The sequence below is a fragment of the Mesorhizobium sp. LNHC209A00 genome, assembly GCF_000502915.1.
Taxonomy (GTDB): domain Bacteria; phylum Pseudomonadota; class Alphaproteobacteria; order Rhizobiales; family Rhizobiaceae; genus Mesorhizobium.
Genome location: NZ_AYWT01000001.1, coordinates 176,138 through 197,238, shown reverse-complemented (window position 1 = coordinate 197,238; position 21,101 = coordinate 176,138). Strand labels below are relative to the sequence as shown.

23 protein-coding genes and 2 tRNA genes are annotated in these 21,101 nt (G+C 62.1%); 14 read left to right on the top strand and 11 right to left on the bottom strand.

The window, feature by feature from the left end; all coding sequences use genetic code 11:
• Positions 1-8: 8 nt before the first annotated feature.
• From X739_RS164790 to X739_RS164800, 3 genes are all read right to left on the bottom strand, one after another.
• Positions 9-1,052 (bottom strand): zinc-dependent alcohol dehydrogenase family protein, encoded by a 1,044-nt coding sequence (locus tag X739_RS164790; RefSeq protein ID WP_023769925.1) that lies wholly within the window; start codon positions 1,050-1,052, stop codon positions 9-11.
• A 137-nt stretch (positions 1,053-1,189) separates the two neighbouring features.
• Complete coding sequence (gene maiA, locus X739_RS164795) at positions 1,190-1,840, bottom strand: maleylacetoacetate isomerase (RefSeq protein ID WP_023769926.1); 651 nt, start codon at positions 1,838-1,840, stop codon at positions 1,190-1,192.
• A gap of 4 nt (positions 1,841-1,844) precedes the next feature.
• Positions 1,845-2,540: a fumarylacetoacetate hydrolase family protein gene (locus X739_RS164800; protein ID WP_023791636.1), complete on the bottom strand. Its 696-nt coding sequence runs from the start codon at positions 2,538-2,540 to the stop codon at positions 1,845-1,847.
• A 228-nt stretch (positions 2,541-2,768) separates the two neighbouring features.
• Between X739_RS164800 and X739_RS164805 the strand changes: the two genes are divergently transcribed.
• Complete coding sequence (locus X739_RS164805; RefSeq protein ID WP_023769928.1) at positions 2,769-3,452, top strand: response regulator transcription factor; 684 nt, start codon at positions 2,769-2,771, stop codon at positions 3,450-3,452.
• A 14-nt stretch (positions 3,453-3,466) separates the two neighbouring features.
• Here X739_RS164805 and X739_RS164810 read toward each other — a convergent pair whose 3' ends face one another.
• Together X739_RS164810 and X739_RS164815 are read right to left on the bottom strand one after the other, a co-directional pair.
• Positions 3,467-4,807 (bottom strand): hybrid sensor histidine kinase/response regulator, encoded by a 1,341-nt coding sequence (locus X739_RS164810; protein ID WP_023791632.1) that lies wholly within the window; start codon positions 4,805-4,807, stop codon positions 3,467-3,469.
• A gap of 14 nt (positions 4,808-4,821) precedes the next feature.
• Entirely contained in the window at positions 4,822-5,958 is a 1,137-nt protein-coding gene (locus X739_RS164815) for an FIST signal transduction protein (protein WP_031247610.1), read from the bottom strand.
• Positions 5,959-6,266: 308 nt separating this feature from the next.
• Between X739_RS164815 and X739_RS164820 the strand changes: the two genes are divergently transcribed.
• The 4 genes from X739_RS164820 (at position 6,267) to X739_RS164835 (ending at position 11,590) form a co-directional block, all read left to right on the top strand.
• Complete coding sequence (locus X739_RS164820; RefSeq protein WP_023769931.1) at positions 6,267-6,767, top strand: (2Fe-2S)-binding protein; 501 nt, start codon at positions 6,267-6,269, stop codon at positions 6,765-6,767.
• A gap of 109 nt (positions 6,768-6,876) precedes the next feature.
• On the top strand, positions 6,877-9,222 hold the full coding sequence (locus X739_RS164825) for a xanthine dehydrogenase family protein molybdopterin-binding subunit (protein WP_023791627.1): 2,346 nt from the start codon (positions 6,877-6,879) through the stop codon (positions 9,220-9,222).
• A 115-nt stretch (positions 9,223-9,337) separates the two neighbouring features.
• Positions 9,338-10,135 (top strand): xanthine dehydrogenase family protein subunit M, encoded by a 798-nt coding sequence (locus tag X739_RS164830; RefSeq protein WP_023791623.1) that lies wholly within the window; start codon positions 9,338-9,340, stop codon positions 10,133-10,135.
• Positions 10,136-10,567: 432 nt separating this feature from the next.
• The gene (locus tag X739_RS164835; RefSeq protein ID WP_023791620.1) at positions 10,568-11,590 is read left to right on the top strand and encodes an acyltransferase; all 1,023 of its coding nucleotides are present in this window, start codon (positions 10,568-10,570) and stop codon (positions 11,588-11,590) included.
• Between the two features lie 126 nt (positions 11,591-11,716).
• Here X739_RS164835 and X739_RS164840 read toward each other — a convergent pair whose 3' ends face one another.
• Together X739_RS164840 and X739_RS164845 are read right to left on the bottom strand one after the other, a co-directional pair.
• Positions 11,717-12,205, bottom strand: coding sequence for a GNAT family N-acetyltransferase (locus tag X739_RS164840; RefSeq protein WP_023769934.1), 489 nt, complete (start codon positions 12,203-12,205; stop codon positions 11,717-11,719).
• Positions 12,202-12,960, bottom strand: coding sequence for a copper homeostasis protein CutC (locus X739_RS164845; protein WP_023769935.1), 759 nt, complete (start codon positions 12,958-12,960; stop codon positions 12,202-12,204). Before X739_RS164845 ends, X739_RS164840 begins: the two co-directional genes overlap by 4 nt.
• Positions 12,961-13,158: 198 nt before the next feature.
• Here X739_RS164845 and X739_RS164850 point away from each other — a divergent pair, with 198 nt between their 5' ends.
• Positions 13,159-13,587, top strand: a complete 429-nt coding sequence (locus X739_RS164850) for an SRPBCC domain-containing protein (protein ID WP_023769936.1) — start codon at positions 13,159-13,161, stop codon at positions 13,585-13,587.
• 103 nt (positions 13,588-13,690) lie between these two features.
• Positions 13,691-14,146 (top strand): carboxymuconolactone decarboxylase family protein, encoded by a 456-nt coding sequence (locus X739_RS164855; protein ID WP_023769937.1) that lies wholly within the window; start codon positions 13,691-13,693, stop codon positions 14,144-14,146.
• Between the two features lie 91 nt (positions 14,147-14,237).
• Here X739_RS164855 and X739_RS164860 read toward each other — a convergent pair whose 3' ends face one another.
• The gene (locus X739_RS164860; RefSeq protein ID WP_023791614.1) at positions 14,238-14,669 is read right to left on the bottom strand and encodes a cupin domain-containing protein; all 432 of its coding nucleotides are present in this window, start codon (positions 14,667-14,669) and stop codon (positions 14,238-14,240) included.
• Positions 14,670-15,006: 337 nt separating this feature from the next.
• Between X739_RS164860 and X739_RS164865 the strand changes: the two genes are divergently transcribed.
• From X739_RS164865 to X739_RS164875, 3 genes are all read left to right on the top strand, one after another.
• Positions 15,007-15,495 carry an Hsp20 family protein gene (locus tag X739_RS164865; RefSeq protein WP_023791610.1) on the top strand — a complete coding sequence of 163 codons (489 nt, stop codon included), beginning with the start codon at positions 15,007-15,009 and terminating at the stop codon, positions 15,493-15,495.
• A gap of 68 nt (positions 15,496-15,563) precedes the next feature.
• On the top strand, positions 15,564-16,016 hold the full coding sequence (locus X739_RS164870) for a hypothetical protein (protein WP_023769940.1): 453 nt from the start codon (positions 15,564-15,566) through the stop codon (positions 16,014-16,016).
• A gap of 43 nt (positions 16,017-16,059) precedes the next feature.
• The gene (locus X739_RS164875) at positions 16,060-16,359 is read left to right on the top strand and encodes a DUF982 domain-containing protein (RefSeq protein ID WP_023791605.1); all 300 of its coding nucleotides are present in this window, start codon (positions 16,060-16,062) and stop codon (positions 16,357-16,359) included.
• A 156-nt stretch (positions 16,360-16,515) separates the two neighbouring features.
• Here the strand turns inward: X739_RS164875 and X739_RS0133575 are convergent, their stop codons facing one another.
• Positions 16,516-16,764 carry a hypothetical protein gene (locus tag X739_RS0133575; RefSeq protein WP_031251909.1) on the bottom strand — a complete coding sequence of 83 codons (249 nt, stop codon included), beginning with the start codon at positions 16,762-16,764 and terminating at the stop codon, positions 16,516-16,518.
• A 760-nt stretch (positions 16,765-17,524) separates the two neighbouring features.
• Positions 17,525-17,599 (bottom strand) — tRNA-Asn (locus X739_RS164880).
• Between the two features lie 223 nt (positions 17,600-17,822).
• On the opposite strand from X739_RS164880, the gene X739_RS164885 reads away from it, so the two are divergent.
• Entirely contained in the window at positions 17,823-18,083 is a 261-nt protein-coding gene (locus tag X739_RS164885; protein ID WP_023769943.1) for a hypothetical protein, read from the top strand.
• Between the two features lie 47 nt (positions 18,084-18,130).
• Here the strand turns inward: X739_RS164885 and X739_RS164890 are convergent, their stop codons facing one another.
• Positions 18,131-18,379 (bottom strand): hypothetical protein, encoded by a 249-nt coding sequence (locus X739_RS164890; protein WP_156939332.1) that lies wholly within the window; start codon positions 18,377-18,379, stop codon positions 18,131-18,133.
• Positions 18,380-18,593: 214 nt separating this feature from the next.
• Between X739_RS164890 and X739_RS164895 the strand changes: the two genes are divergently transcribed.
• The 3 genes from X739_RS164895 (at position 18,594) to X739_RS164905 (ending at position 20,992) form a co-directional block, all read left to right on the top strand.
• Positions 18,594-18,667, top strand: a tRNA-Cys gene (locus X739_RS164895).
• Between the two features lie 90 nt (positions 18,668-18,757).
• Complete coding sequence (locus tag X739_RS164900; protein ID WP_023769945.1) at positions 18,758-19,426, top strand: protein-L-isoaspartate O-methyltransferase; 669 nt, start codon at positions 18,758-18,760, stop codon at positions 19,424-19,426.
• Between the two features lie 180 nt (positions 19,427-19,606).
• Positions 19,607-20,992, top strand: coding sequence for a TolC family outer membrane protein (locus X739_RS164905; RefSeq protein WP_023769946.1), 1,386 nt, complete (start codon positions 19,607-19,609; stop codon positions 20,990-20,992).
• The last annotated feature ends 109 nt before the right edge of the window (positions 20,993-21,101 follow it).

Below are 21,101 nucleotides of genomic sequence, written 5' to 3'. Positions count from 1 at the left end.
CCCGACCCTCACGAGAACTTCGTCACCACCCCAATGCCGATACCCTCGAAGCCGCCCATCGCCATCAAGGCCGCTGGCGCTTCGTCGAGGCTGATCTTCTTGCCGACCAACAGTTCGGGTTTGAGCTTGCCGTGGCGGATCATCTCCATCATCGCGGGGTAGCGATAGGCCTGCATGCCGTGAGTGCCGAGGATTTCGAGTTCGAAGGCGATCACCTTGTCCATCGGCACCTGCGGGCGGGCGTGTTCGCCCAGCATCAAGCCGACCTGCACGTGACGGCCGCGCCGGCGGAGGTTGGCGATCGAGTTGAAGGACGTCGTCGGATGGCCGAGCGCGTCCATCGACATGTGAGCGCCACCATCGGTGATCTGCTTGACGGCCTTGACGACGTTCGGTGTCGTCGAAGCGTTGATGGTCGCCACGGCGCCGATCTGTTTGGCGAAGTCCAGCTTCTCCTCGGTGAGGTCGATGGCGATGACATTGGCGCCCATCGAACTGGCGATCATGATTGCCGACAGGCCGACGCCGCCGCAGCCATGCACCGCCACCCATTCGCCGGGCTTTACCCGGCCCTGATCGACAATGGCGCGGAACGATGTGACGAAGCGGCAGCCCAGGCTGGCGGCCGTCGCGAACTCCATTTCATCGGGCAGGCGCACGAGATTGGTGTCGGCGTGTTCGATAGCGACATATTCGGCGAACGAGCCCCAGGCGTTGAAGCCAGGCTGGGACTGGTGTTCGCAGACCTGGTGATTGCCGGATGTGCATTCGAAGCAGTGGCCGCAGCCGACGGCAAACGGCACGGTGACGCGTTCGCCCGCCTTCCAGCGAGTGACGTGCTTGCCGGCGGCAACCACGACGCCGGCCAGTTCGTGGCCCGGCACATGCGGCAGGCGGATATCGGCGTCATGGCCCATCCAGCCGTGCCAGTCGCTGCGGCAAAGCCCGGTCGCCTCGACCTTGATGACGACGCCATCGGCCGCCGGCTTCGGGTCTGGCACGGTCTGGATCGTCGGCGCTTCGCCGAACTGTTCAAAGACGACGGCTTTCATCGGCAACTCCACCCTTGCACGGACTCAGGGAAACGATAGCCGATTCCCTGTCTGGTCAAGCGGAAATCGGTTCGAGCGCGGCGTTTGGACCGCGTATGTGTGCCCGGCGCGCCTTGAAGTCGGGGTCGGTGACAACTCTATTCGGCGTCGATCTGGTTTTGTGGCGCGGCTTTCTGGAAGGCGGGTAGCGCCATGCAGGCGGCATTGATACGAGCGATTGTCGGGTAGGGCGTCAAATCAACGCCAAAGCGGGCGTTGCTAGTGACTTGCGCGGCAAGGCAGATGTCGGCCAGCCCCGCCGCCTCGCCATGACAGAATGCGCCGGTTTCGGACGACGCCGTGAGCAATTTTTCGAGTGGCCCAAATCCTTCATTGACCCAATGCCGGAACCAGTTGGCGACATCCTGGTCGCCGGCGCCGAACAGAGTGCGCAGCGAAGTCAGCACGCGCAGATTGTTCACCGGATGGATGTCGCAGGCGATCATCTGCGCCAGCATTCTCACTCGTGCCCGGCTCGGCGGATCCTTCGGCAATAGCGGGGGTTCAGGTATGGTCTCGTCGAGAAACTCGATGATCGCCAGCGATTGGGTCAGGAGCATGCCGTCGCTCCAGATCAGTGCCGGCACCAGCCCCTGCGGATTGACCGCGAGATAGGCTGCTTCGAGATGCTCGCCATGGCGCAGGTGATGCGGGATGTAGTCATAGCCCACACCTTTCATCTCCAGGGCAATCCGCACCCGGTGCGAGGTGGAGGAGCGGAAGTAGTTGTGCAGGACAATGTCGCTCATACGGTCACTTCCGTTGGCCGATCGTCACTTCGATCGTGCCGATGCCATCGACACCGCCTGATATCGTTTCACCCGGCTTGATCGCGCCGACACCGGCGGGCGTGCCGGTGAAGATCAGGTCGCCGGCCTGCAATTCCACGCCCTCGCTGCAGATCGAGACGATGTCCGATACCGGCCAGATCAGTTCGGCGAGGTCGGCATCCTGTTTCACCACACCGTCGACGGCGAGCCAGATGCGCCCCTTCGTCGGGTGACCGGATTTCTCCGCGGCAACCAGCGGGCCGCAGGGCGCGGAACGGTCGAAGGCCTTCGACCAGTCCCAGGGCCGCGCCGCCTTCTTGGCGGCATCCTGGAGGTCGCGGCGGGTGAGGTCGATGCCGACGCCGTAGCCCCAGACATGATCCAGCGCCTTGTCGCGGGCAATGCGAAAGCCTGAGGTGCCGATCGCCACCACCAGCTCGATCTCGAAGTGTAGGTTTTCCGTCAGCGGCGGGTAGGGGATATCAGTGCCGGAATCGACCACCGCGTCGGCCGGCTTGGTGAAGAAGAAGGGCGGATCGCGATCGTCATTGCCGAACTCGCGCGCATGCGCCGCATAGTTGCGCCCGACGCAGAAAATGCGCCGCACGGCAAAGCGTTCGCCGGAACCCGCAATGGCGACAGAAGGCGTTGGCGGGGCGGGAAGGACAAAGGCGGTCATGACGGTCTCTGCGTTTGATGGGGAGTTGGCGGCACATTCGGCCGATTTCCGGGGGCGGGCAAGGCGTCGCTTTTCATAAAGCGTGGCCTTCGCCGTGGCTGTATAAGGAATCCAGGCTTCCGATCATTTTTGCAGCGATGAATCCTGTTCAACGGCGATAGACTATTTGCCAATAATCCGGCCATGGTCAGGAGACTATGGTGTGCCCGGTAAACCGGAACGAGCCCCATGACAGCCCCTACCGATCGCGCCCGGTTCCTTATCATCGACGATCATCCGCTGTTTCGCGAGGCGCTGCACAGCGCCGTTCAAATGGCTTATCCCGAGGTCGATACGGTCGAGGCGCGCTCGATCGCCGAGGCGCTGGACTTGCTGGCCGACGCAAAGCCTTTCGACCTTGCGCTTCTGGACCTCAGCATGCCCGACGTGCACGGCTTCGAGGGGTTGTTGCAGCTCAGGACCCGCTATCCGCGCCTGCCGGTGGTGATCGTGTCGGGTCATGAGGAGCCGAGAATCATTTCCGAGGCCTTGTCCTACGGCGCTGCCGGCTTCATTCCGAAATCGGCGCGCAAGAGCGATCTCGCCGCCGCCATTCGCTCGGTGATGGACGGCGCGATCTATGTGCCTGAAACCTATGAGGGCCTTCCGCCGGGGGCGGACAGCACCGATCGCGCCGATATGGTGCAGCGGCTTTCCAAGCTGACGCCGCAGCAATTGCGCGTGCTGCAGATGCTGCGCCAGGGCCTGCTCAACAAGCAGATCGCCTACGAGCTGCAGGTCGGCGAGACCACGGTCAAGGCGCATGTGTCTGAGATCCTGCGCAAGCTCAATGTGTATAGCCGGACGCAAGCGGTGATCGAGGTCTCGAAACTCGACAGTGCCGAGCTGTTTCGGGATCAGGTAGGGTTTTGAACCAAACCCTCCCGCTAAGCCAGCAGATGCGCCAACAGTGCCCTTAGCTGCGCCGGCTTCACCGGCTTGCGCATCAGTTCGATGCCGCCGGCCCGTGCTGCCTTGGCCACGGCTTCGGAGCTGTCGGCGGTGACGATCAGCGCCGGCACGGCGCGGCCGAGATAGTCGCGGACCTCCGATATGGTAGCAGTGCCGAGATCGCCGCCGTCGAGGTGCTGGTCGGCGATGACGATGTCGGGCACCCAGTCGGTGTCGCCAAGCATGTCCAGCGCATCGGCGGTCGAGGTCGCGGCGCGCACCAGGCACTGCCAGCGTTCGAGCAGGAAGGTCATGGCTTCCAGCACTTCGGCGTCGTTTTCGACCAGCAGCACCTTGCTGCCGAACAGGCCGTAGCCGCGCGGCCGCTCCATGCTAGCGGCGCTGGCGATGGCATCGGCGGGCGCGCCGAGGCCGACGGGGACATCGATGTGGAAGATGGTACCGCGTCCGACCTTGGATGAAAACGTCACGGGATGGCCGAGTGCGCCGGCCATGCGGCGCACGATGGCGAGCCCCAGCCCAAGACCGCCGCTGTCGAGTTCGGCAGGAGCCGGCAAGGTGCCGCGGTGGAACTCCTCGAACACCGCTTCGCGCTGATCCTCGGGAATGCCGCAGCCCGTGTCGGCGACATCGATGCGGATGGTGTCGCCGCGATGGCGTGTGCCGACAAGGACGCCGCCCGAGCGCGTATAGCCCAGCGCATTGGAGAGAATATTCTGCAGGATGCGGCGCAGAAGAGTTCGGTCGGAACGGACTACGGCGTTGACCGGCCGGAATTTCAGCGACAGTGCCTTCAATTCCGCCACGGGCTGGAAATCCGAGCGCAGCGACGAGAACAGCGCCTCCAGGCTGACGTCGCCAATGTCGGGCTGGACCACGCCGGCGTCGAGCTTGGAGATGTCGAGCAAGGTGCGCAGCAGGTCTTCCATCGTTTCCAGCGAGCGCTCGACCTGCCGCACGAGCTTCTTTCCCTCATCGCTGGTCTGCACCTCGGCAAGGGCGGAGACGGAGAGATGGGCGGCGTTCAGCGGCTGCAGTACGTCGTGGCTGGCCGCGGCGAGGAACCGTGTCTTGGACAGGTTCGCCTGTTCGGCGTTTTCCTTGGCGGCGCTGAGGTCGATGTTCGACTGCTCCAGCCGCCGCAACGTCGAATGCAGTTCCTCGGTGCGCGTACGCACTCGGCTTTCCAGCGAGATCGCGGTCTGGAACAGCGAAAAGGCATTGCCTTGCTGGTCCATCGAGCGCTCGACGCGGCTGACCAGGGCGGCGTTGATCTTCTTCAGCCTGTCGAGATCGTTTATGTCCCTGAGCGGCATGCTGTTGCGCCGCTCTATTCAGCCGCCTGGCGGTCGCCGAAAGCGATGCCGGTGAAAGTCTGGTTGAGGTGCATCGACCGATATTGTTCGCCGTAGGTGCCGAAGCCGATGACATTGTTGACCCGGTAGAGTTCCGAAATGTCGCGAAAGACCTGCCTGTTGCGTGCGTCCAACCGGCGCAGCACGCAGTCGAAGCCAAGGATCATATCGATGCCGCCAAGCCTTTCCTCGACCTCGCGCAATGCCGCTCGTGTCGCGTCCACCATGTCCTTGGGCTGGGCGATCGACAGCACTACACCGTCGTCGATGGCGCAGAAGAACGACAGCGAGCCATCCGCGTGCATCTTCTGGATCGAGCGGCAGTAATATTCTCCGCCCACCTTCACCACCACCGGATGCGAGGCGAAGCTCAACGGTGTCAGGGTCTGTGGGAGGATCCCGACCGAAGCGGCATATTCCTCCGCTGCATTCGTGGCGTTGAATTCCCGCACGACGCGGTGATCAGGGTCGGACGCGGTCACCACCAGCTTTTCGTCGGTGGGAACGAAATTGTCGGTCTTGAAGACGTGGAACGGAATTTCCGTGGCGACCAGCACGATGATGGCGCTGTCCGAAGTGACCGTGCCGTTCGAGATCAGGCGCGTCGTCTCGAATTTCAAATCGTCGCCGGCCGAGCCGCCAAGAAGCGGTATGTCGTCGAGACCCCAGTGGATGGCCGAACTCACAGCTTCCTCGGCATAGGACAGCCCGTCGATGAAGCAGAGCGCGAAGGTGTTGCGGGTCTGCTCGCCGCCGAGCCGGGCGCGCAGCGTGCGCCGCAGGGCCTCGACCTCTTCGGTGATCCTGTCCATGCCCGACGTCGATAGATTGTCGACCATCGTGCTGACCGCCGTGAACGACGCCGAGGGCAGCAGCATCGCCAGCATATGGCCTTCCTCGAGCCCCTGCGGCGTGATCTCGCCGGCGGTGGAACAGCCTGCATGGTGGAGACACGGCGCGTGGGCCGAGAGTGCCCGTGACAGGGCGCCGGCCTCGATCAGGCTCTGGGAAAAGAACACGAGGGCAAAGCCGGCATTGATGGCGGCGGCCTCGGCGGCTACCGCTCGTGCGAAGACATCCGGGTCGGGCTCGTCCGTGGTCAGCGCCGACAAGCCGCATGCGTAGCGCGTCCGTGAGCTTGTCAGCGGCGTCCTCCCGCATTTCCTCCGACGCCTTCTTGTGCGCGGCTTTTCAAGTGCTTCTGGCGCGCGGGCGACGAGGGCATTGTTGCCGCCAGGAGGCGTTTTGGCAATGGGGCCGAGGAATGCGCTTTGGTGCTCTGGCCATGACCGAAAGTACAATGATCCGCCTTTTCCGTCGTGCTGTTGTTTGTGCCTTGTGCGGTGTACGACTAGCACAGCCGAAGTGCCAGCGGCGCGTCGGCAGCGTAATGACCAAGGTTGACACCCAGGGAGGGGCTATGTCGGACGTTTCGTTGATGGTGAACGGCAAGCGGGTCGGCGGTGCTGTCGAGGATCGAACGCTGCTCGTCCATTTCCTGCGGGAGAATCTCGGCCTGACCGGAACTCATGTCGGTTGCGATACCTCCCAATGCGGCGCCTGCGTCGTCCATGTCGACGGCAAGGCGGTGAAGTCCTGTACCATGCTCGCGGCCCAGGCCTCGGGGTCGAGCGTGGTTACGATCGAAGGCCTGGCCAACGGCGCCGACCTGCATCCCGTCCAGGCAGCCTTCAAGGAACATCATGGTCTGCAATGCGGCTTTTGCACGCCGGGCATGATCATGGCCGCGACCGACATGATCAACCGCCACCCCGAAGGCCTCGACGAGGCCACGGTGCGGGCAGAACTCGAAGGCAATATCTGCCGCTGCACAGGTTACCACAACATCGTGAAAGCCATCCTCGCCGCATCGACGACGATGTCGAAGGGGGCCAGGGGCAAGGCGAAGCAAGCGGCGTGAGGGAAAAGAGGAGTGGAGTAGTCGGGAGTCAGTAATCGTTCTGAACCGGCGGCTGTCCTCACTACTTCCTATTCACACTTCCTATTCACTTTTCGGGAGGAATCTTTGCATGGGTATCGAAGGTGTCGGCGCTCGGGTCGCGCGCAAGGAAGACAAAAGGTTCATCACCGGCGCCGGCCGCTATGTCGACGACATGGTGGTGCCCGGCATGAAGCATGCGGCCTTCGTTCGCAGCCCGCACGCTCATGCGCAGATCAAGAAGATCGACGTGAAAGCGGCTCAAGGCATGCCGGGCGTCATCGGCGTCTTGACCGGCAAGGAACTCAAGGCCGACGGCATCGGCAATCTCATCTGCGGCTGGATGATCCATTCCAAGGACGGCACGCCCATGAAGATGGGCGCATGGTCGCCGCTGGCCGTCGACAAGGTCCGTTATGTCGGCGATGCGGTCGTCGTGGTGGTGGCTGAAACCAAGGGCCAGGCACGCGATGCGGCCGAGGCGGTCGAGATCACCTACAAGGAATTGAAGGCGGTCGCCGATGCGACCAAGGCGCTCGAAAAGGGCGCCCCGCAGGTCCATGCCGAGGCCGAAAACAACCTGATCTTCGACTGGGAGATCGGCGATGCCAAAGCCACGGACGCCGCCATCGGGGCGGCGGCGCATGTCACGCGCATGAAGATCGTCAACAACCGGCTGGTGCCGAACGCCATGGAGCCGCGCGCCGCACTTGGCCATTACGACAGGGCCGAGGATCATTACACCTGCTGGACGACATCGCAAAACCCGCATGTCGCGCGGCTGGTGATGAGCGCCTTCTACAATGTCGCACCTGAAAACAAGCTGCGCGTGATCGCGCCGGATGTCGGCGGCGGCTTCGGTTCCAAGATCTATATCTACCCGGAAGAGATCGTCTGCCTGTGGGCCTCGAAGAAGACCGGCGTGCCGGTCAAATGGGTCGCCGATCGCACCGAGAGCTTCCTCACCGACGCGCATGGCCGAGACCACGTCTCGACGGTGGAAATGGCGTTCGACAAGAACAACAGGATTACCGGTCTCAAGGTCGATACGATCGCCAATCTCGGCGCCTATATGTCGCTGTTCTCGTCCTGTGTGCCAACCTATCTCTATGCAACGCTGCTGTCGGGCCAATATGACATCCCGGCCATCCACGCCAATGTGCGCACTGTCTATACCAACACGGCACCCGTCGATGCCTATCGCGGGGCAGGGCGTCCGGAAGCCACCTATCTTCTGGAACGCACCATGGAAGCGGCGGCACGCGAGCTCGGCGTCTCTCCGGCAGACCTTAGGCGCAAGAATTTCATCACCACGTTTCCACACCAGACACCGGTGATCATGAACTATGACGCCGGGGACTATGGCGCTTCGCTCGATGCGGCGATGAAGACCGCTGACTATACCGGCTTTGCCGGGCGCAAGGCGGATTCGGTCAGGAATGGCAAGCTACGCGGCATTGGCATGAGCTGCTACATCGAGGCCTGCGGCATCGCTCCGTCGGCGGCTGTCGGTTCGCTCGGCGCCGGCGTGGGCCTGTGGGAATCGGCTGAGGTAAGGGTCAACGCCGTCGGCACGATCGAGGTGCTGACCGGCTCGCACAGCCATGGCCAGGGGCACGAGACGACCTTCGCGCAACTGGTCAACCAGCGTTTCGGGGTGCCGATCGATTCGGTGTCGATCGTCCACGGCGACACCGACAAGGTGCAGATGGGCATGGGTACTTACGGCTCGCGCTCGGGCGCGGTCGGCATGTCGGCGATTGCCAAGGCGCTCGACAAGGTCGAGGCCAAGGCCAAGAAGATCGCCGCCCACCTGCTCGAAGCCGACGAGGGCGATATCGTCATCGAGAACGGCGAAGTCAAGGTCGCCGGCACCGACAAGAGCCTGCCGTGGTTCCAGGTGGCTTTGGCCGCCTATACCGCGCACAATTTGCCGGCCGGCATGGAGCCAGGCCTGAAGGAAACGGCGTTCTACGATCCGGCGAACTTCACCTTCCCGGCGGGCTGCTATATCTGCGAGGTCGAGATCGATCCGGAAACCGGAACGACCGAGATCGTCCAGTTCGTGGCTGCGGACGATTTCGGCAACATCATCAATCCGATGATCGTCGAAGGCCAGGTGCACGGCGGCATCGCCCAGGGCGTCGGCCAGGCGCTGCTGGAAGGCGCTCACTACGATGCCAGCGGGCAACTGCTGACGGCAAGCTACATGGATTACACCATGCCGCGTGCCGGCGACCTGCCGTCGTTCAAGGTCTCGACGTCGAACACGCCATGTCCGAGCAACCCACTCGGGATCAAAGGCTGCGGAGAGGCCGGTGCCATCGGCTCGCCGCCGGCAGTGATCAATGCCATTACCGACGCCATCGGCATCGTCGATATAGCCATGCCGGCCACACCGTCCACCGTGTGGGCCGCGATCCGCGCCGCGAAATGAGTGAGTAGGGAAGTAGTGAGTTGCGGATACGGGCAGCGTGCCACCTCCGGCAGCGGCCATTCCCTGCTCCCTACTGACTACTCACTGCTGACTAACCACTTAGGGGGAGGATCCCATGTACGCAGTCAACTACCACCGTGCCGCCTCGCTCACTGAAGCCGCCAAGCTCGTGAAGAATGGCGACGCCAAGCTGCTCTCGGGCGGCATGACCTTGATCCCCGCCATGAAGACGCGGCTGGCGGCGCCGTCCGATCTCGTTGACCTGTCCCGCATCAAGGAACTGCAGGGGGTCAAGGTATCAGGCAAGACGGTCACGATCGGCGCCGCCACCACGCATTTCGACGTCGCCAATGACGAGAAGCTGCGCAAGGCCTGTCCGGCACTTGCCCATCTGGCGTCGCTGATCGGCGATCCGGCGGTACGCCACAAGGGCACGATCGGCGGTTCGATCGCCAATAACGATCCGGCGGCGGACTACCCGGCGGCACTTCTGGCGCTCGGCGCCACTATCATCACCAACAAGCGCGAGATGTCGGCCGACAAGTTCTTCAAGGGGCTGTTCGAAACGTCCTTGAAGGACGGCGAGATCGTCACGGCGGTCTCCTTTACGGCACCGGCGAAGGCAGCGTACGAAAAATTCCGCAATCCGGCCTCGCGCTACGCGATCGTCGGCGTGTTCGTGGCCAAGGGCAAGGACGGCGTCAGTGTTGCCGTCACCGGCGCCGGCGACGACGGCGTCTTCCGCTCGAAGGAGATCGAGGCAGCACTTGCCAAAAGCTTCGATGCCGCTTCGCTCAATGGTGTGAAAGTGCCGGCAAAGAACCTGATGAGCGACATTCACGCTTCATCGGACTACCGTGCCGATCTGATCACGGTCATGGCCAAGCGCGCGGTGGCGGCAGCGAACGCCTGACGCAAGATCGATTACGGACGAGGCAACGGGCTGTCACGGCCCCGTTTTCATTCCCGGCGACTGTAGTTGCTCGGTTCCCGGCGGCCGTGCCCATCCTTGCTTGAGGCAATTCCGGCCCATGCCGCCGGGGATATGCATCAGCGACAATCTCGCACTTGCACAAACTTATATTGCACTGCAGTATAGATCAGTGCGGGAATGCGAGCCGGGTTCGGGAATTGGCCGTGCCTTTCGCATTACAATGCGAAGGGATCGGCTCGCATTACAATGCGAAGGGATCGGCTCGCATTACAATGCGAAGGGATCGGCNCAATGCGAAGGGATCGGCTCGCATTACAATGCGAAGGGATCGGCTCGCATTACAATGCGAAGGGATCGGCTCGCATTACAATGCGAAGGGATCGGCTCGCATTACAATGCGAAGGGATCGGCATGTCCGAAATTTCCGCGACCCATCTGGTTCCGCCCCGAGCGATCGTCGAGCGAACGGCCAGGACAAGACTGGCCTATCTCGATGGCTGGCGCGGTATGTCGATCGCGCTGGTGCTAATCGGGCATTTTTTTCCCGTTCCCGGGATCAATCTGGGCGTGCTGGGCGTCGAATTCTTCTTCGTGCTCAGCGGCCGGCTGATGGCCGAAATCCTATTTATCGAACGCTATCCGCTGAAGAAATTTTTCAAACGCCGGTTCTCGCGCATCTATCCGGCGCTTCTGGTCTTTGTCGTCGTCGCCATGATCACGCTCTCAGGCACGTTCATCGCCTTCAAATGGAAGGCGGCCCTGACGGCGCTGACCTTCACCTACAACTATGCCGGAATTCTCTTGAATCGGGCCGGCGCGCTCGACCACATCTGGTCGCTCTGCATCGAAGAGCATGCCTACATCATCCTGGCGGCGATCAGCGCAGTCGTTGCCAGCCGCAGCCGTGTCATCCCGCTGCTGCTGGTCCTGGCTCTGCTGGCCATGATCAATGGCGCGGTTTCCTACTGGGTCCTGCACATGGATTATGAAACCACGTACTGGCGCACCGACGTGCACATCGCCTCGATCCTGCTGTCGGCCGCGATCTGCCTGCTCAAAGCGGACGGCAAGCTGCCGACCTTGCTGAAGGGGCCTTATGTCGCCGTTGCGGCGGCCGTCGGCGCGGTTTGCCTGTTCATGGACTCGGTACCGACACCGATCCACTACCTGCTCGCGGTGCCATTGCTGGCGATTGCCGTCAACGCGCTGGATTTCAGCACGCGGTTCTTGTCCGGATGGCTGTCGTCCCTGCCGATGACGACGCTGGGTCTATGGTCATATTCGCTCTATCTGTGGCAGCAGCCCTTCTACAAATTCGTCTACGAGCAGGGCAGCAATCCATGGCCGATGCTGGCCGGGGTTTTTGCCTGCGCGCTCTGCAGCTACTACCTCATCGAGCGCCCGGCACGCGAATGGCTCAACCGCAATTGGTGAGCCGCCCGATTGTTTTGGTAGTGGCCAGACGATAGCCGCACGACCGCGAGGTCCTTTTCTCCAGAAAGCGCTTAGCTGTTTTCCGGGTTGGCGCAACGTCCAGGCGAGTCGGCGGTTGCCACCCGATCAGGTGGCTATCTGCCTGACGTAATAGCGCACCGCCTTCTTACCGCCGTGGATCACCGCGTCGCCGACTTCGGCGAAGCCGAGTGCGGCGTGGAAAGCGTCCGAGGCGGGGTTGGGCGGGTCGGTGTTGACCTCGCAGGTGACCAGCGCGTGGCCGGCGCTCCGCGCGTGGTCGAACAGGTCCCGATAAAGCCGGCGAGCATGGCCGCGGCCTCTTGCGTGCGCCGCCACGACGACGCGGTCGACATAGATGAAGCTGATGTAGCGCTCGCGGAACCAGACGAAGTTCGGGCTGTCGTAATTCGCATCCTGGTCGAAGGTCATGATGAAGGCTTCGAGATCGCCGATGCGGCGCGCGTAAAAGGCCTCGCCGAGCAGGAACGACAGCCGTTCGGCTTCAAGCCAGGACAATTCGGCGGCGTGCTCGTTGTTGAGCGCCAGTATGGCCGCTTCGTCGGCCTGCGCAATGCGGTTTATGGGCGAGGTCATTCCTTGGCCGCCGCTATTGTCGCCGCCACCAGCGCTGTATCGGTCAGCGTGTTGCGATACTCGCGGTCGAGATCGGAGCCGCCCATGCCGACCTTCGGATTGCGGTAGCGCATGGCGCTCGACACGTCCTTGAGGGCGGCGAAGTGCATTTCGGCCAGGCCGGTCCTTGCGCGCACCTCGGCGATATTGCCGAGATCGAGCCCGCCGCAACCGAGGATGATGATGCGCTCGCCGGCCAGCCGGACCAGCTCTTGCAGCAATGCCAGGCCTTCGATCGCCGTGTCGCGCTGGCCGCTGGTCAGCACGCGACCGACCCTGCAGCGGATCAGCGCTTCCAGGGCTTCGGCCGGATCGCGCGCCATATCGAAGGCGCGGTGGCAGGTGACGTTCAAGGGGCCTGCGGCCTCGGTCAATTCGCGCATGCGCTGCTCGTCGATCGCGCCGTCGGGGTTCAGGCAGCCGAACACCACGCCGGGCACGCCCAGTTCGCGGAGCGCGGCGACGTCGGCGAGCATGGAGCGGTATTCGGTCTCGCTGTAGAGAAAATCTCCGCCGCGCGGCCGTACCATGACATGAAACGGCACGGTCGCCCGGTCGAGAGCGGCGCGCACGGTGCCGAGGCTCGGCGTAGTGCCGCCTTCGACAAGGCTGGCGCAGAGTTCGACCCGGTCGGCTCCGGCAGCCTGCGCGGCGAGCAGGCCATCAATGCCCTCGACACAGATTTCGATAAGCGGCGGGCGAATTTTTGGGGTCAAGGGGCGATCCAATCCATGGTGTTACGCAAGCCCTAGCACCCGGGCGCCGGGCGCGGAAGCGTGAACGCTACGCCGCCACTGGACCAGACGGCAGATTCCATTCTTGACAGTCGCATAACTGCAGGGTTATGGATGATACATAGCTGGCGGGTTATGATTTTGCGCATGGCACCACGACAGCAACGAGAGGATCAAGGCATGACGGAAACCAAATCGATCGTCGTCGAGAGGCTGATTCCATATTCGGCCGAAAAGATATGGCGAGCACTGACCGTGCCGGCACTCGTCGGCGAATGGTTCATGCAGAATGACTTCGCTGCCCTAGAGGGGCATCGCTTCACATTCCGTGCGACGCCAGTTCCCGGATGGTCCGGGGTGACGAACTGCGTGGTGCTGAAAGTCGAGGCGCCGCGGCTGCTGGCTTATAGCTGGGGCGATGGAACGGAATCGGACAGTGGGTTGAAAACCGTGGTGACGTGGTCACTGACACCCGAGGGGATGGCGACCCGGGTGCGAATGGAGCAGTCGGGATTCCGGCCCGCCGACGAGCGTGGCTATATCGGCATGGGAAGTGGCTGGCCGCGCATTCTCGAACGGCTCGAACAGGTTACCTCAAAACAGACCTGACACGCGGCAGGCAGCTAACAGTTTCATCAAGTCGAATCCCTGGATGCGAGGGCGTCCGGGCCGGGAAAACACGCCCGGAGAACAGTTCAAAAGGAGAAGACACATGCAAGCGAGAATCAAGAACCCGGTGATGCTCATCCCAGGCGCCCTGCAGGCGTTTCTGGCGCTGGACAAGTCGACCGAGGCAGCGGACCTGCCCTATGCGACACGCAAGCTCGTGCATCTGCGCGCCAGTCAGATCAACAGCTGCAGCGTCTGCGTCGACATGCACGCGCGCGAACTCAAGAAAGCCGGCGAGAAGGACGAGCGCATCTTTGCCCTCGCGGCCTGGAGGGAAACGCCTTATTTCACCGACGCCGAACGCGCGGCATTGGCGCTGGCAGAAGCCGGCACAAGGCTCGCCGACCGGCCGGACGCGGTGCCGGACGATGTCTGGGAGGAGGCGGCCCGGCGCTATGACGAGAAGGCGCTTGCCGCACTGGTCATCCAGATCGCCGTGATCAACGCCTTCAATAGGCTGAACGCGACGACCCGGCAGCCGGTTGGCGCCTGGGGCTGAGCGCCTGGTTCAAATGGGGCTGGTCCACGAGGCGAGGGGCGGGCGGCGCATTTCCTTCCCGCCCGCTGCAAACACCTATGCAACCTGGTGGCTACTGTCGCAATTCGGTATTCTTGGCGCCTTCCTCGACCTGATCGATCACCAGGAGCTTGACCGGCCCGTCGCCAATGTTGGTGGCCTGGTGCAACTGCCCGATCATTTCAATGATGAAATCACCAGTCTTGTAGGTGTTGCTGTTGCCGGTTTCGACATTGGTAACCTTCAGCGTTCCAGCCTCGACATAGGCGTAGCGCGGGAACGGATGGCGATGGACCGGCAAGGTCGCGCCGGGCGCGATGTCATAGGCCGAGACCAACACCTGCACGTTCTTCCGTGGCAGCGTGATCGGCTGCCCCGATGCAGTGGTGGTGCGTGATGCGAGTGGCGTCACGACGACCGGGGTTCCGCTGCTGTCCAGCGCATGAGCGCCGGTCGCGAACGATGCTGCCGTGAGCAGCAATGCTGATGCCAGGATTTTCCGCACGATGTCCTCCCTTGACCGACGCATCTATCGCGCGGCGGCGGCAGCGTGCAAGGTCGCTCGTGACCAGAGGCCGAACTGGCGTGCATTTGCACCGGCAGTTGATCCACCCGGGCCATATTCCTCACCCGCTTCTAACCGGAAGGCTGTCGCCGCAAGGTCTGATGCATGCCCGGTCATGAATGGCCGTGGTGCCACTTCAAAAAAATTTCGGGCGACCTCTTGAACAAAAAAATCGTGATTCCCAGATCGTTTTTCGTCGAGGCTTCGGCTCGACATACCGCGTCGCGGCGACGCTGCGGCGACCCGTAAACCATGTTGCTTCACGGAGGATATGGCTATGAGAAGCTTTGATTATTCGCCTCTTTACCGCACCACGGTCGGCTTCGACCGGCTCTTCGACATGCTCGAAAACAGCGTGCGCTCCGACTGGCCGCCCTACAATATCGAGAAGAATGGCGACAACGATTATCGTATCACGATGGCCGTCGCCGGCTTCGGTCTCGACGAAGTGGACCTTGTGCAGAACGGCCCTGAATTGTCGGTCATCGGACAGAGAAAGCCCGATCAGCAACATCGGGAAATCCTCCACCGGGGCCTGGCGATGGGTAACTTCAAGCAGGTGTTCAAACTTGCAGACCACGTCAAGGTCAAGGCGGCCAATATCCATAATGGCCTGCTGTCGGTGGACCTCGTCCGCGAAGTGCCCGAGGAACTCAAGCCCCGGCGCATCGAGATCGGTTCCAACGCCGCAGCGGTTCCGCTTCAGGATGGCGGCAACAAGCAGTCCATAGATGTGGATGCCGGGCCGCAACGCAAGGTGGCCTGATACAGGAAACCTCAGTCTGTGGTCCGCCTCCCGGCTCGGCCGGGAGGCACAGATCGCGGAGAACGGAGATGAGATCGCAAGCTTACAGTTTTCATGAATCCAAACCGACGGATTACGCAGCGGAATTCGCTGCGCTGCGTACGCCCGAGGACGTCCTGAACGAGAACATGGCGATTGGCGAGAAGAGGGCTCTGCTCGCCTTCTGGGCCTCGGACGCCCATGCGGTTCCTGACAAACCAACCCTACGTCAATTGGACAACGGTGCGACTGCGCAGGTCAGCGAGATTCTTCGTGCGCTCCACACCTTGGACGAGATTGCGCGCAAGCCGCCCGCCAGGGCACCGTTTGATCGCAATCAATCCTCGGACCGGCGTCGCAACAAAACGAGGCGCTACTGGCTGCGGTACCCCTGGCGAGATGACGATGACGACGATCCGCCACCGGTTCCGGCATATGCCGGAGTCCCACCCAGATGTGGGGATGGTGGCATGTTCGCGGTGGCTGAGCATGCCGTCGCGTGAAAAGCTGAAACAAACTAACTCGCTCAACTGAATGGAGGACTATATGAGCGACAGGACATTCGATCGGCCGGTGCTGGTGAAGGATGGCCAGTTCATCCAAGAAATAGGAAGCCTTGAGGATGCATTCGATTTCCTGGACGAGTGGCCGCGGGAGCGTCGAGGCCCGATTTTCGAAACGGCCTTCCGGGCTTGCCAGCGTGCTTACGATGGCCAGATACCACTGTCGGTCGCGCGCGATGCCGTCGCTGGGTTCGCGAGATCCGTCAAGATGCTGCAGGAGCCGCTTGCTCCGCTGCCCTGGATGAGCGGCACCAAATCAGGCCGCGGTGGGGTGGCCGCCTAACCGAGACGACGGCAGCGGCACTGCCCAGAGGTGTCGCTGCCCGCAGTCTCATACTGGTCGAATCGCAGCCATGGCAAACCCCCGCTACGGTGGCGGGCTCATCTGTCCTTGGCCTAGCATCAGCAGCAGCCGCCGCGCCCTGCTTCGGCAAGCCGGCTATTGTTTTCGTCGGCCCACGCTCATCGTCAGGGTCGACGTCGGCTCGACAGGGGAGCGGGGTGTTGATCGGCCGTGTAGCCTGACATCACCTTTTAAGCCCTGCGCGGCTTTGATCACCGCCTTGCGGTTGTTACCGTGTTTTAGGATCAACTCCCAGACCACGTCCGCTGTCAAACCGTTCTCCGAAGCGAAACATTCGACCTGATGGTCGTGAATAGCATCATGCCAGCCCTTATGCCCGCCCATCTGGAACTCCAATCTAGGCGCCGCATGGCAAGATATATGCGCTTTTGCTAATATGGCAATATGGAACGGAGGACTTATTTGGGGGTGGATGCGCGGCGGAACGGCTGAGCGGACTGGCCTGCCCGGGCTTCTATTTGACTGGCGCCCACATTCCTCCGGTGAAGTTGTCGGAGTCGGCAATCTGTAGGGTCTGAAGTTGATGGTACTCCGCTCCGAACCAGCCTTGTCGATACGGATTGGAAATTGCGCCTTCGGCCTCCAGTAGCTTTGTTTCTGGTCGTCGTGCCAAACCAACAAGAAGCTTTTTCGCCGTTGTGTAGGATCAGAATTTGTGTGCCCGGATCAAAACAGGCTAACCAGAGTTTTCTAGTCCCATCATCGGCGCCTGTCCCGAGAGCAGCTTCTAATGCCACGTGATCGGCGCCCGTCAGCTTGATATTCTTGGCTGGGATTGTGCCCGAGTTGAGCAACACGAGATTGTAGGTGATTCCGGTGTCGCCGCCATGATGGGTCTTCACCATCGCCGTTACGATCGTTCTGAATTGCCGCCTCCAGAAGTAGACGGACATGACGAATGCTGTCAGCGCCTCAATAAGTGCGGCCAGCGCTATCTTATCGCACGGAAAAGGAAAGGCTTATCGAACGGAAAAGGAAAGAACACGAAGGTTATAGATTCCGCCGATGTAGCCAATATGTAGCCCTAGCGGCAGGGCATCGCATTTCCAGGATAAGGAAAGGCGTTAAGTCGATAAAAAGATTTTGGCTCCCCGGGCCGGATTCGAACCAGCGACCAACCGGTTAACAGCCGGTTGCTCTACCACTGAGCTACCGGGGAACGGAGGCTCTTTGAGCAAGTGGCGCAGCCTATAGCAAACCCGTTTCGGCTTTGCAAAGAAGCATTTCGCATTTTTCCGAGACTTTTTCGCTCAGGCGTTTCTCGCAATCGGTCTTGCCCACCCTCATATTAGCCGTCTTGGCAACGGGGCGCGGAACCGAAAGGGCGGTCGCGGCTTTCGTAAAATGAGATTGTCGAGCCCTGACACAGGCAGTTCTTCGCGATGACGGCAGCGGACGAAAACCCGATACCCGCACGAAAGATCTCGGTGTTCGGGCGCGAATTCACCATGCCGCAGTCGCGCGGCCTCAGGATCACGATCGGCGTGCTATTGACCCTTGGCGGCATTCTCGGGTTCTTGCCGATCCTCGGCTTCTGGATGGTGCCGCTCGGACTGCTTGTGCTCTCCTACGAATTTGCCATGGTGCGCCGCCACCGGCGCCGCCTGGTCGTCTGGTGGGAGCGGCGACGCCGGCCGAACTGAGCGGCTGATACCGATGCATGTCGCACGGCGGTGGCCTCCGACCAGAATCAATCGTCGCGCTGTCCCTCGGTGTCGCTGGATTCTTCCGAGTCCTGTTGCTGGCCTGCCTCCAAGTCTTCGCTGATCTCCTTCAGGACGGCTGAAGCCGAGGCGAGGCGCGCCCGGTCGCGGGGGGAAAGCCTGCCTGTGCCTTCTATTCTCAGGCACTCGATGGCGTAGCGCACCAATTCTTCGCACCCCAGCAGCGGCACGCTCTCGGTTTCGTGCGTTTCGTCCTTCGGTTTGGCCAGGGCCATGGCGCATTCCTCCCGTTTGTCAACGCAAGCCGGTGCGCGGAGTTTCGCGCGATCATCCGCCATGCTTAACGGTTTGCCAATGTGAATGGGCGGCTCTGACGGCGATCCGAGGGGGCGGAGGCGGCGCAAGGAAACCGTTTCGGAATGCGCGTGGCCGCTTGACGGCATTTTCGCCGCAACCTATTGGAACCGGGTGGAACGCCGGGAGCAATGAGGCCTCGTGGCGGAGTGGTTACGCAGAGGACTGCAAATCCTTGCACCCCGGTTCGATTCCGGGCGAGGCCTCCAATACCCGGGCTCCAGCGCGTCGGCGCCGGAGCCTGAAGTTCCGGTCGAAATGAACCGCGATTCTGACGCGGCAAGCAGATTGGTTGGAGCATGAGCGCTGATTTTTCCGAACTTCGCCTCAAGATGGTCGATGGTCAGGTTCGCACCACCGACGTGACCAGCGCGCCGTTGCTCGACGCGATGCTTTCCGTGCCGCGCGAGGTTTTCGTCGGCGATCGCCAGCGCGATCTGGCCTATATCGACGAGGACATCCGCATCGCCGATAGCGCCGATGGCCCGCGTTACCTGATGGAAGCTTCGCCGCTGGCCAAGCTGATGCAACTGGCCGAGATCAACCCGACCGATTCGGCACTCGATGTGGGGTGCGGCACCGGTTACGCCTCGGCCATCCTGTCTCGCCTGGCGAGATACGTCGTGGCGCTCGAAAGCGATTCGGCACTGGCGCAAACCGCCGCGTCGACCCTGTCTGGACTTGGCTGCGGCAATGTGACCGTGGTTCAGGGCGCCCTGGCGCAAGGCCATGCCGCGAAGGCGCCTTACCAGGTCATATTCATCGGCGGCAGTGTCAGCAAAGTGCCGTCGGCGCTGCTCGACCAGCTCGCCGAAGGCGGCCGCCTGGTGGCGGTCGAGGGCCAGGGCAATTCGGGCGTGGCGCGACTTTTTGTCAAAGCCGGGGGGGTTGTAACCGGGAGAAGGGCGTTTAATGCGGCAATTAAGCCACTACCCGGGTTCGAACGTGAGCATGCTTTCGAATTCTGAATGATTTGCCTTGCAGCAAAGACCTTGTCATGGTCGCTTGCATTCGAACGATCGTTGTTGATCCCAGACTGGGGGCACTTTGGGTTGAGCGACAGGGAACATACACACGCCACGCCGCCTGCTCTGGAAGGAGAAGCCGGCGCGGCGCGGTTCCCATGGAAAACGAATGAGGGATATACCGTGCCGTCAGTACGTAAGTCACTTTTCACCGCCGTCCTTGTTTCGGCGACCGCGCTATCCCCACTGGCTGCTTCGGCTGAAACCATCACCGGCGCGCTTTCAAAAGCCTATCAGTACAATTCCACGCTGAATGCATCGCGCGCTGGCGTGCGTGTCACCGACGAGAGTGTGGCCATCGCCAAGTCGGGCTGGCGCCCGACGGTTACAGGTTCAGCCAACATCGATTATACGAACACACGCCAGGCAAATGGCGGCGGCAGTTCGAAGCTGACAAGCGGCAGCTACGGCATTCAAATCAATCAATCGCTGTTCGACGGCTTTCAGACGAGGAACAATGTCGCGGCCGCCGAATCCCAGGTCAAGGCGTCGGTAGAAAGCCTGCGCAACACCGAGGAAAACACGCTGTTCAACGCGGCCATGGCCTATATGGACGTGATTCGCGACCGGCAGATCGCGGTGTTGACCGAGCAGAACCTGCAGTTCCTGAGCGAGCAGGCGCGCGCCGCGCGCTCGCGTTTCGAGGTCGGCGAAGGCACCCGCACCGACGTCGCGCAGGCCGATGCGTCACGCGCTTCGGCGGTGGCATCGCTCAGTGCCGCCCGCGCGCAGGCGCTGGCCAGCGCTGCAACCTATCACCAGGTCGTCGGCGACGAGCCTGGCAAGCTCAAGCCCGCTTCGCCATTGGGTCGGTTGCTGCCGTCGAGCCTCGATGCGGCGATCGCCGTCGGCTCGGCCGAGCACCCGGCCATCCTCGCCACTCAGCATCTGGTCGACGCCGCGGCCTTCTCGGTTAAATCGTCAGAGGGCGCGCTGTTGCCGCAGTTGTCTGCTTCGGCCGGCGTTTCGGAAAACTACCGCAACGCCATCCCCGACGTGACGGGTTCCAACGGCAATTCGACCTCGGCCAATATTGGCGCGACGCTGACCATCCCGATCTATTCCGGCGGCCGGACGTCGGCGGTCGTGCGGCAGAACAAGGAATCGCTGGGGCAAGCGCGCATCCAGGTCGACGTCACCCGCGACCAGGTACGCCAGGCCGTCGCCACGGCATGGTCTCAATACACCGCCGCGCAGCAAAGCGTATCCGCCAACAGGCAGGTTATCGACGCCGCACAATTGGCGCTGAACGGCGTCATCGAGGAACGCAATGTCGGCCAGCGCACGACGCTTGACGTGCTCAATGCGCAGGCCACCGTGATTACCGCCAAGATCAACCAGGCCAATTCCGAACACGATGTGGTCGTGGCAAGCTATGCCATCCTTCAGGCGATCGGCCGCCTGTCTGTCGACCGGCTTGCGCTGCAGGTGACGAAGTACAGGCCTGAAGAGCACTACAATGCCGTCAAGGACAAGTGGTTCGGCCTGCGCACGCCGGACGGCCGCTAGGCCGTTCGTTCGATCGGCGTTTCCTGGCTGGGCGATTCGATCGACAATCGTCGTTGTCCTTTTGCCGGTTGCTAACGGGGACCGTCACACGGCTTTGGCGGAATTGCTC

Coding starts and splice junctions, on each gene's coding strand:
- X739_RS164820 (WP_023769931.1), top strand. CDS start 6,267: ATGTCGGACGTTTCGTTGATGGTGAACGGCAAGCGGGTCGGCGGTGCT.
- X739_RS164810 (WP_023791632.1), bottom strand. CDS start 4,807: ATGCCGCTCAGGGACATAAACGATCTCGACAGGCTGAAGAAGATCAAC.
- X739_RS164890 (WP_156939332.1), bottom strand. CDS start 18,379: ATGGCCCTGGCCAAACCGAAGGACGAAACGCACGAAACCGAGAGCGTG.
- X739_RS164855 (WP_023769937.1), top strand. CDS start 13,691: ATGCAAGCGAGAATCAAGAACCCGGTGATGCTCATCCCAGGCGCCCTG.
- X739_RS164875 (WP_023791605.1), top strand. CDS start 16,060: ATGAGCGACAGGACATTCGATCGGCCGGTGCTGGTGAAGGATGGCCAG.
- X739_RS0133575 (WP_031251909.1), bottom strand. CDS start 16,764: ATGGGCGGGCATAAGGGCTGGCATGATGCTATTCACGACCATCAGGTC.
- X739_RS164850 (WP_023769936.1), top strand. CDS start 13,159: ATGACGGAAACCAAATCGATCGTCGTCGAGAGGCTGATTCCATATTCG.
- X739_RS164885 (WP_023769943.1), top strand. CDS start 17,823: ATGACGGCAGCGGACGAAAACCCGATACCCGCACGAAAGATCTCGGTG.
- X739_RS164790 (WP_023769925.1), bottom strand. CDS start 1,052: ATGAAAGCCGTCGTCTTTGAACAGTTCGGCGAAGCGCCGACGATCCAG.
- X739_RS164805 (WP_023769928.1), top strand. CDS start 2,769: ATGACAGCCCCTACCGATCGCGCCCGGTTCCTTATCATCGACGATCAT.
- X739_RS164870 (WP_023769940.1), top strand. CDS start 15,564: ATGAGATCGCAAGCTTACAGTTTTCATGAATCCAAACCGACGGATTAC.
- X739_RS164835 (WP_023791620.1), top strand. CDS start 10,568: ATGTCCGAAATTTCCGCGACCCATCTGGTTCCGCCCCGAGCGATCGTC.
- X739_RS164900 (WP_023769945.1), top strand. CDS start 18,758: ATGAGCGCTGATTTTTCCGAACTTCGCCTCAAGATGGTCGATGGTCAG.
- X739_RS164800 (WP_023791636.1), bottom strand. CDS start 2,540: ATGACCGCCTTTGTCCTTCCCGCCCCGCCAACGCCTTCTGTCGCCATT.
- X739_RS164840 (WP_023769934.1), bottom strand. CDS start 12,205: ATGACCTCGCCCATAAACCGCATTGCGCAGGCCGACGAAGCGGCCATA.
- X739_RS164865 (WP_023791610.1), top strand. CDS start 15,007: ATGAGAAGCTTTGATTATTCGCCTCTTTACCGCACCACGGTCGGCTTC.
- X739_RS164830 (WP_023791623.1), top strand. CDS start 9,338: ATGTACGCAGTCAACTACCACCGTGCCGCCTCGCTCACTGAAGCCGCC.
- maiA (WP_023769926.1), bottom strand. CDS start 1,840: ATGAGCGACATTGTCCTGCACAACTACTTCCGCTCCTCCACCTCGCAC.
- X739_RS164825 (WP_023791627.1), top strand. CDS start 6,877: ATGGGTATCGAAGGTGTCGGCGCTCGGGTCGCGCGCAAGGAAGACAAA.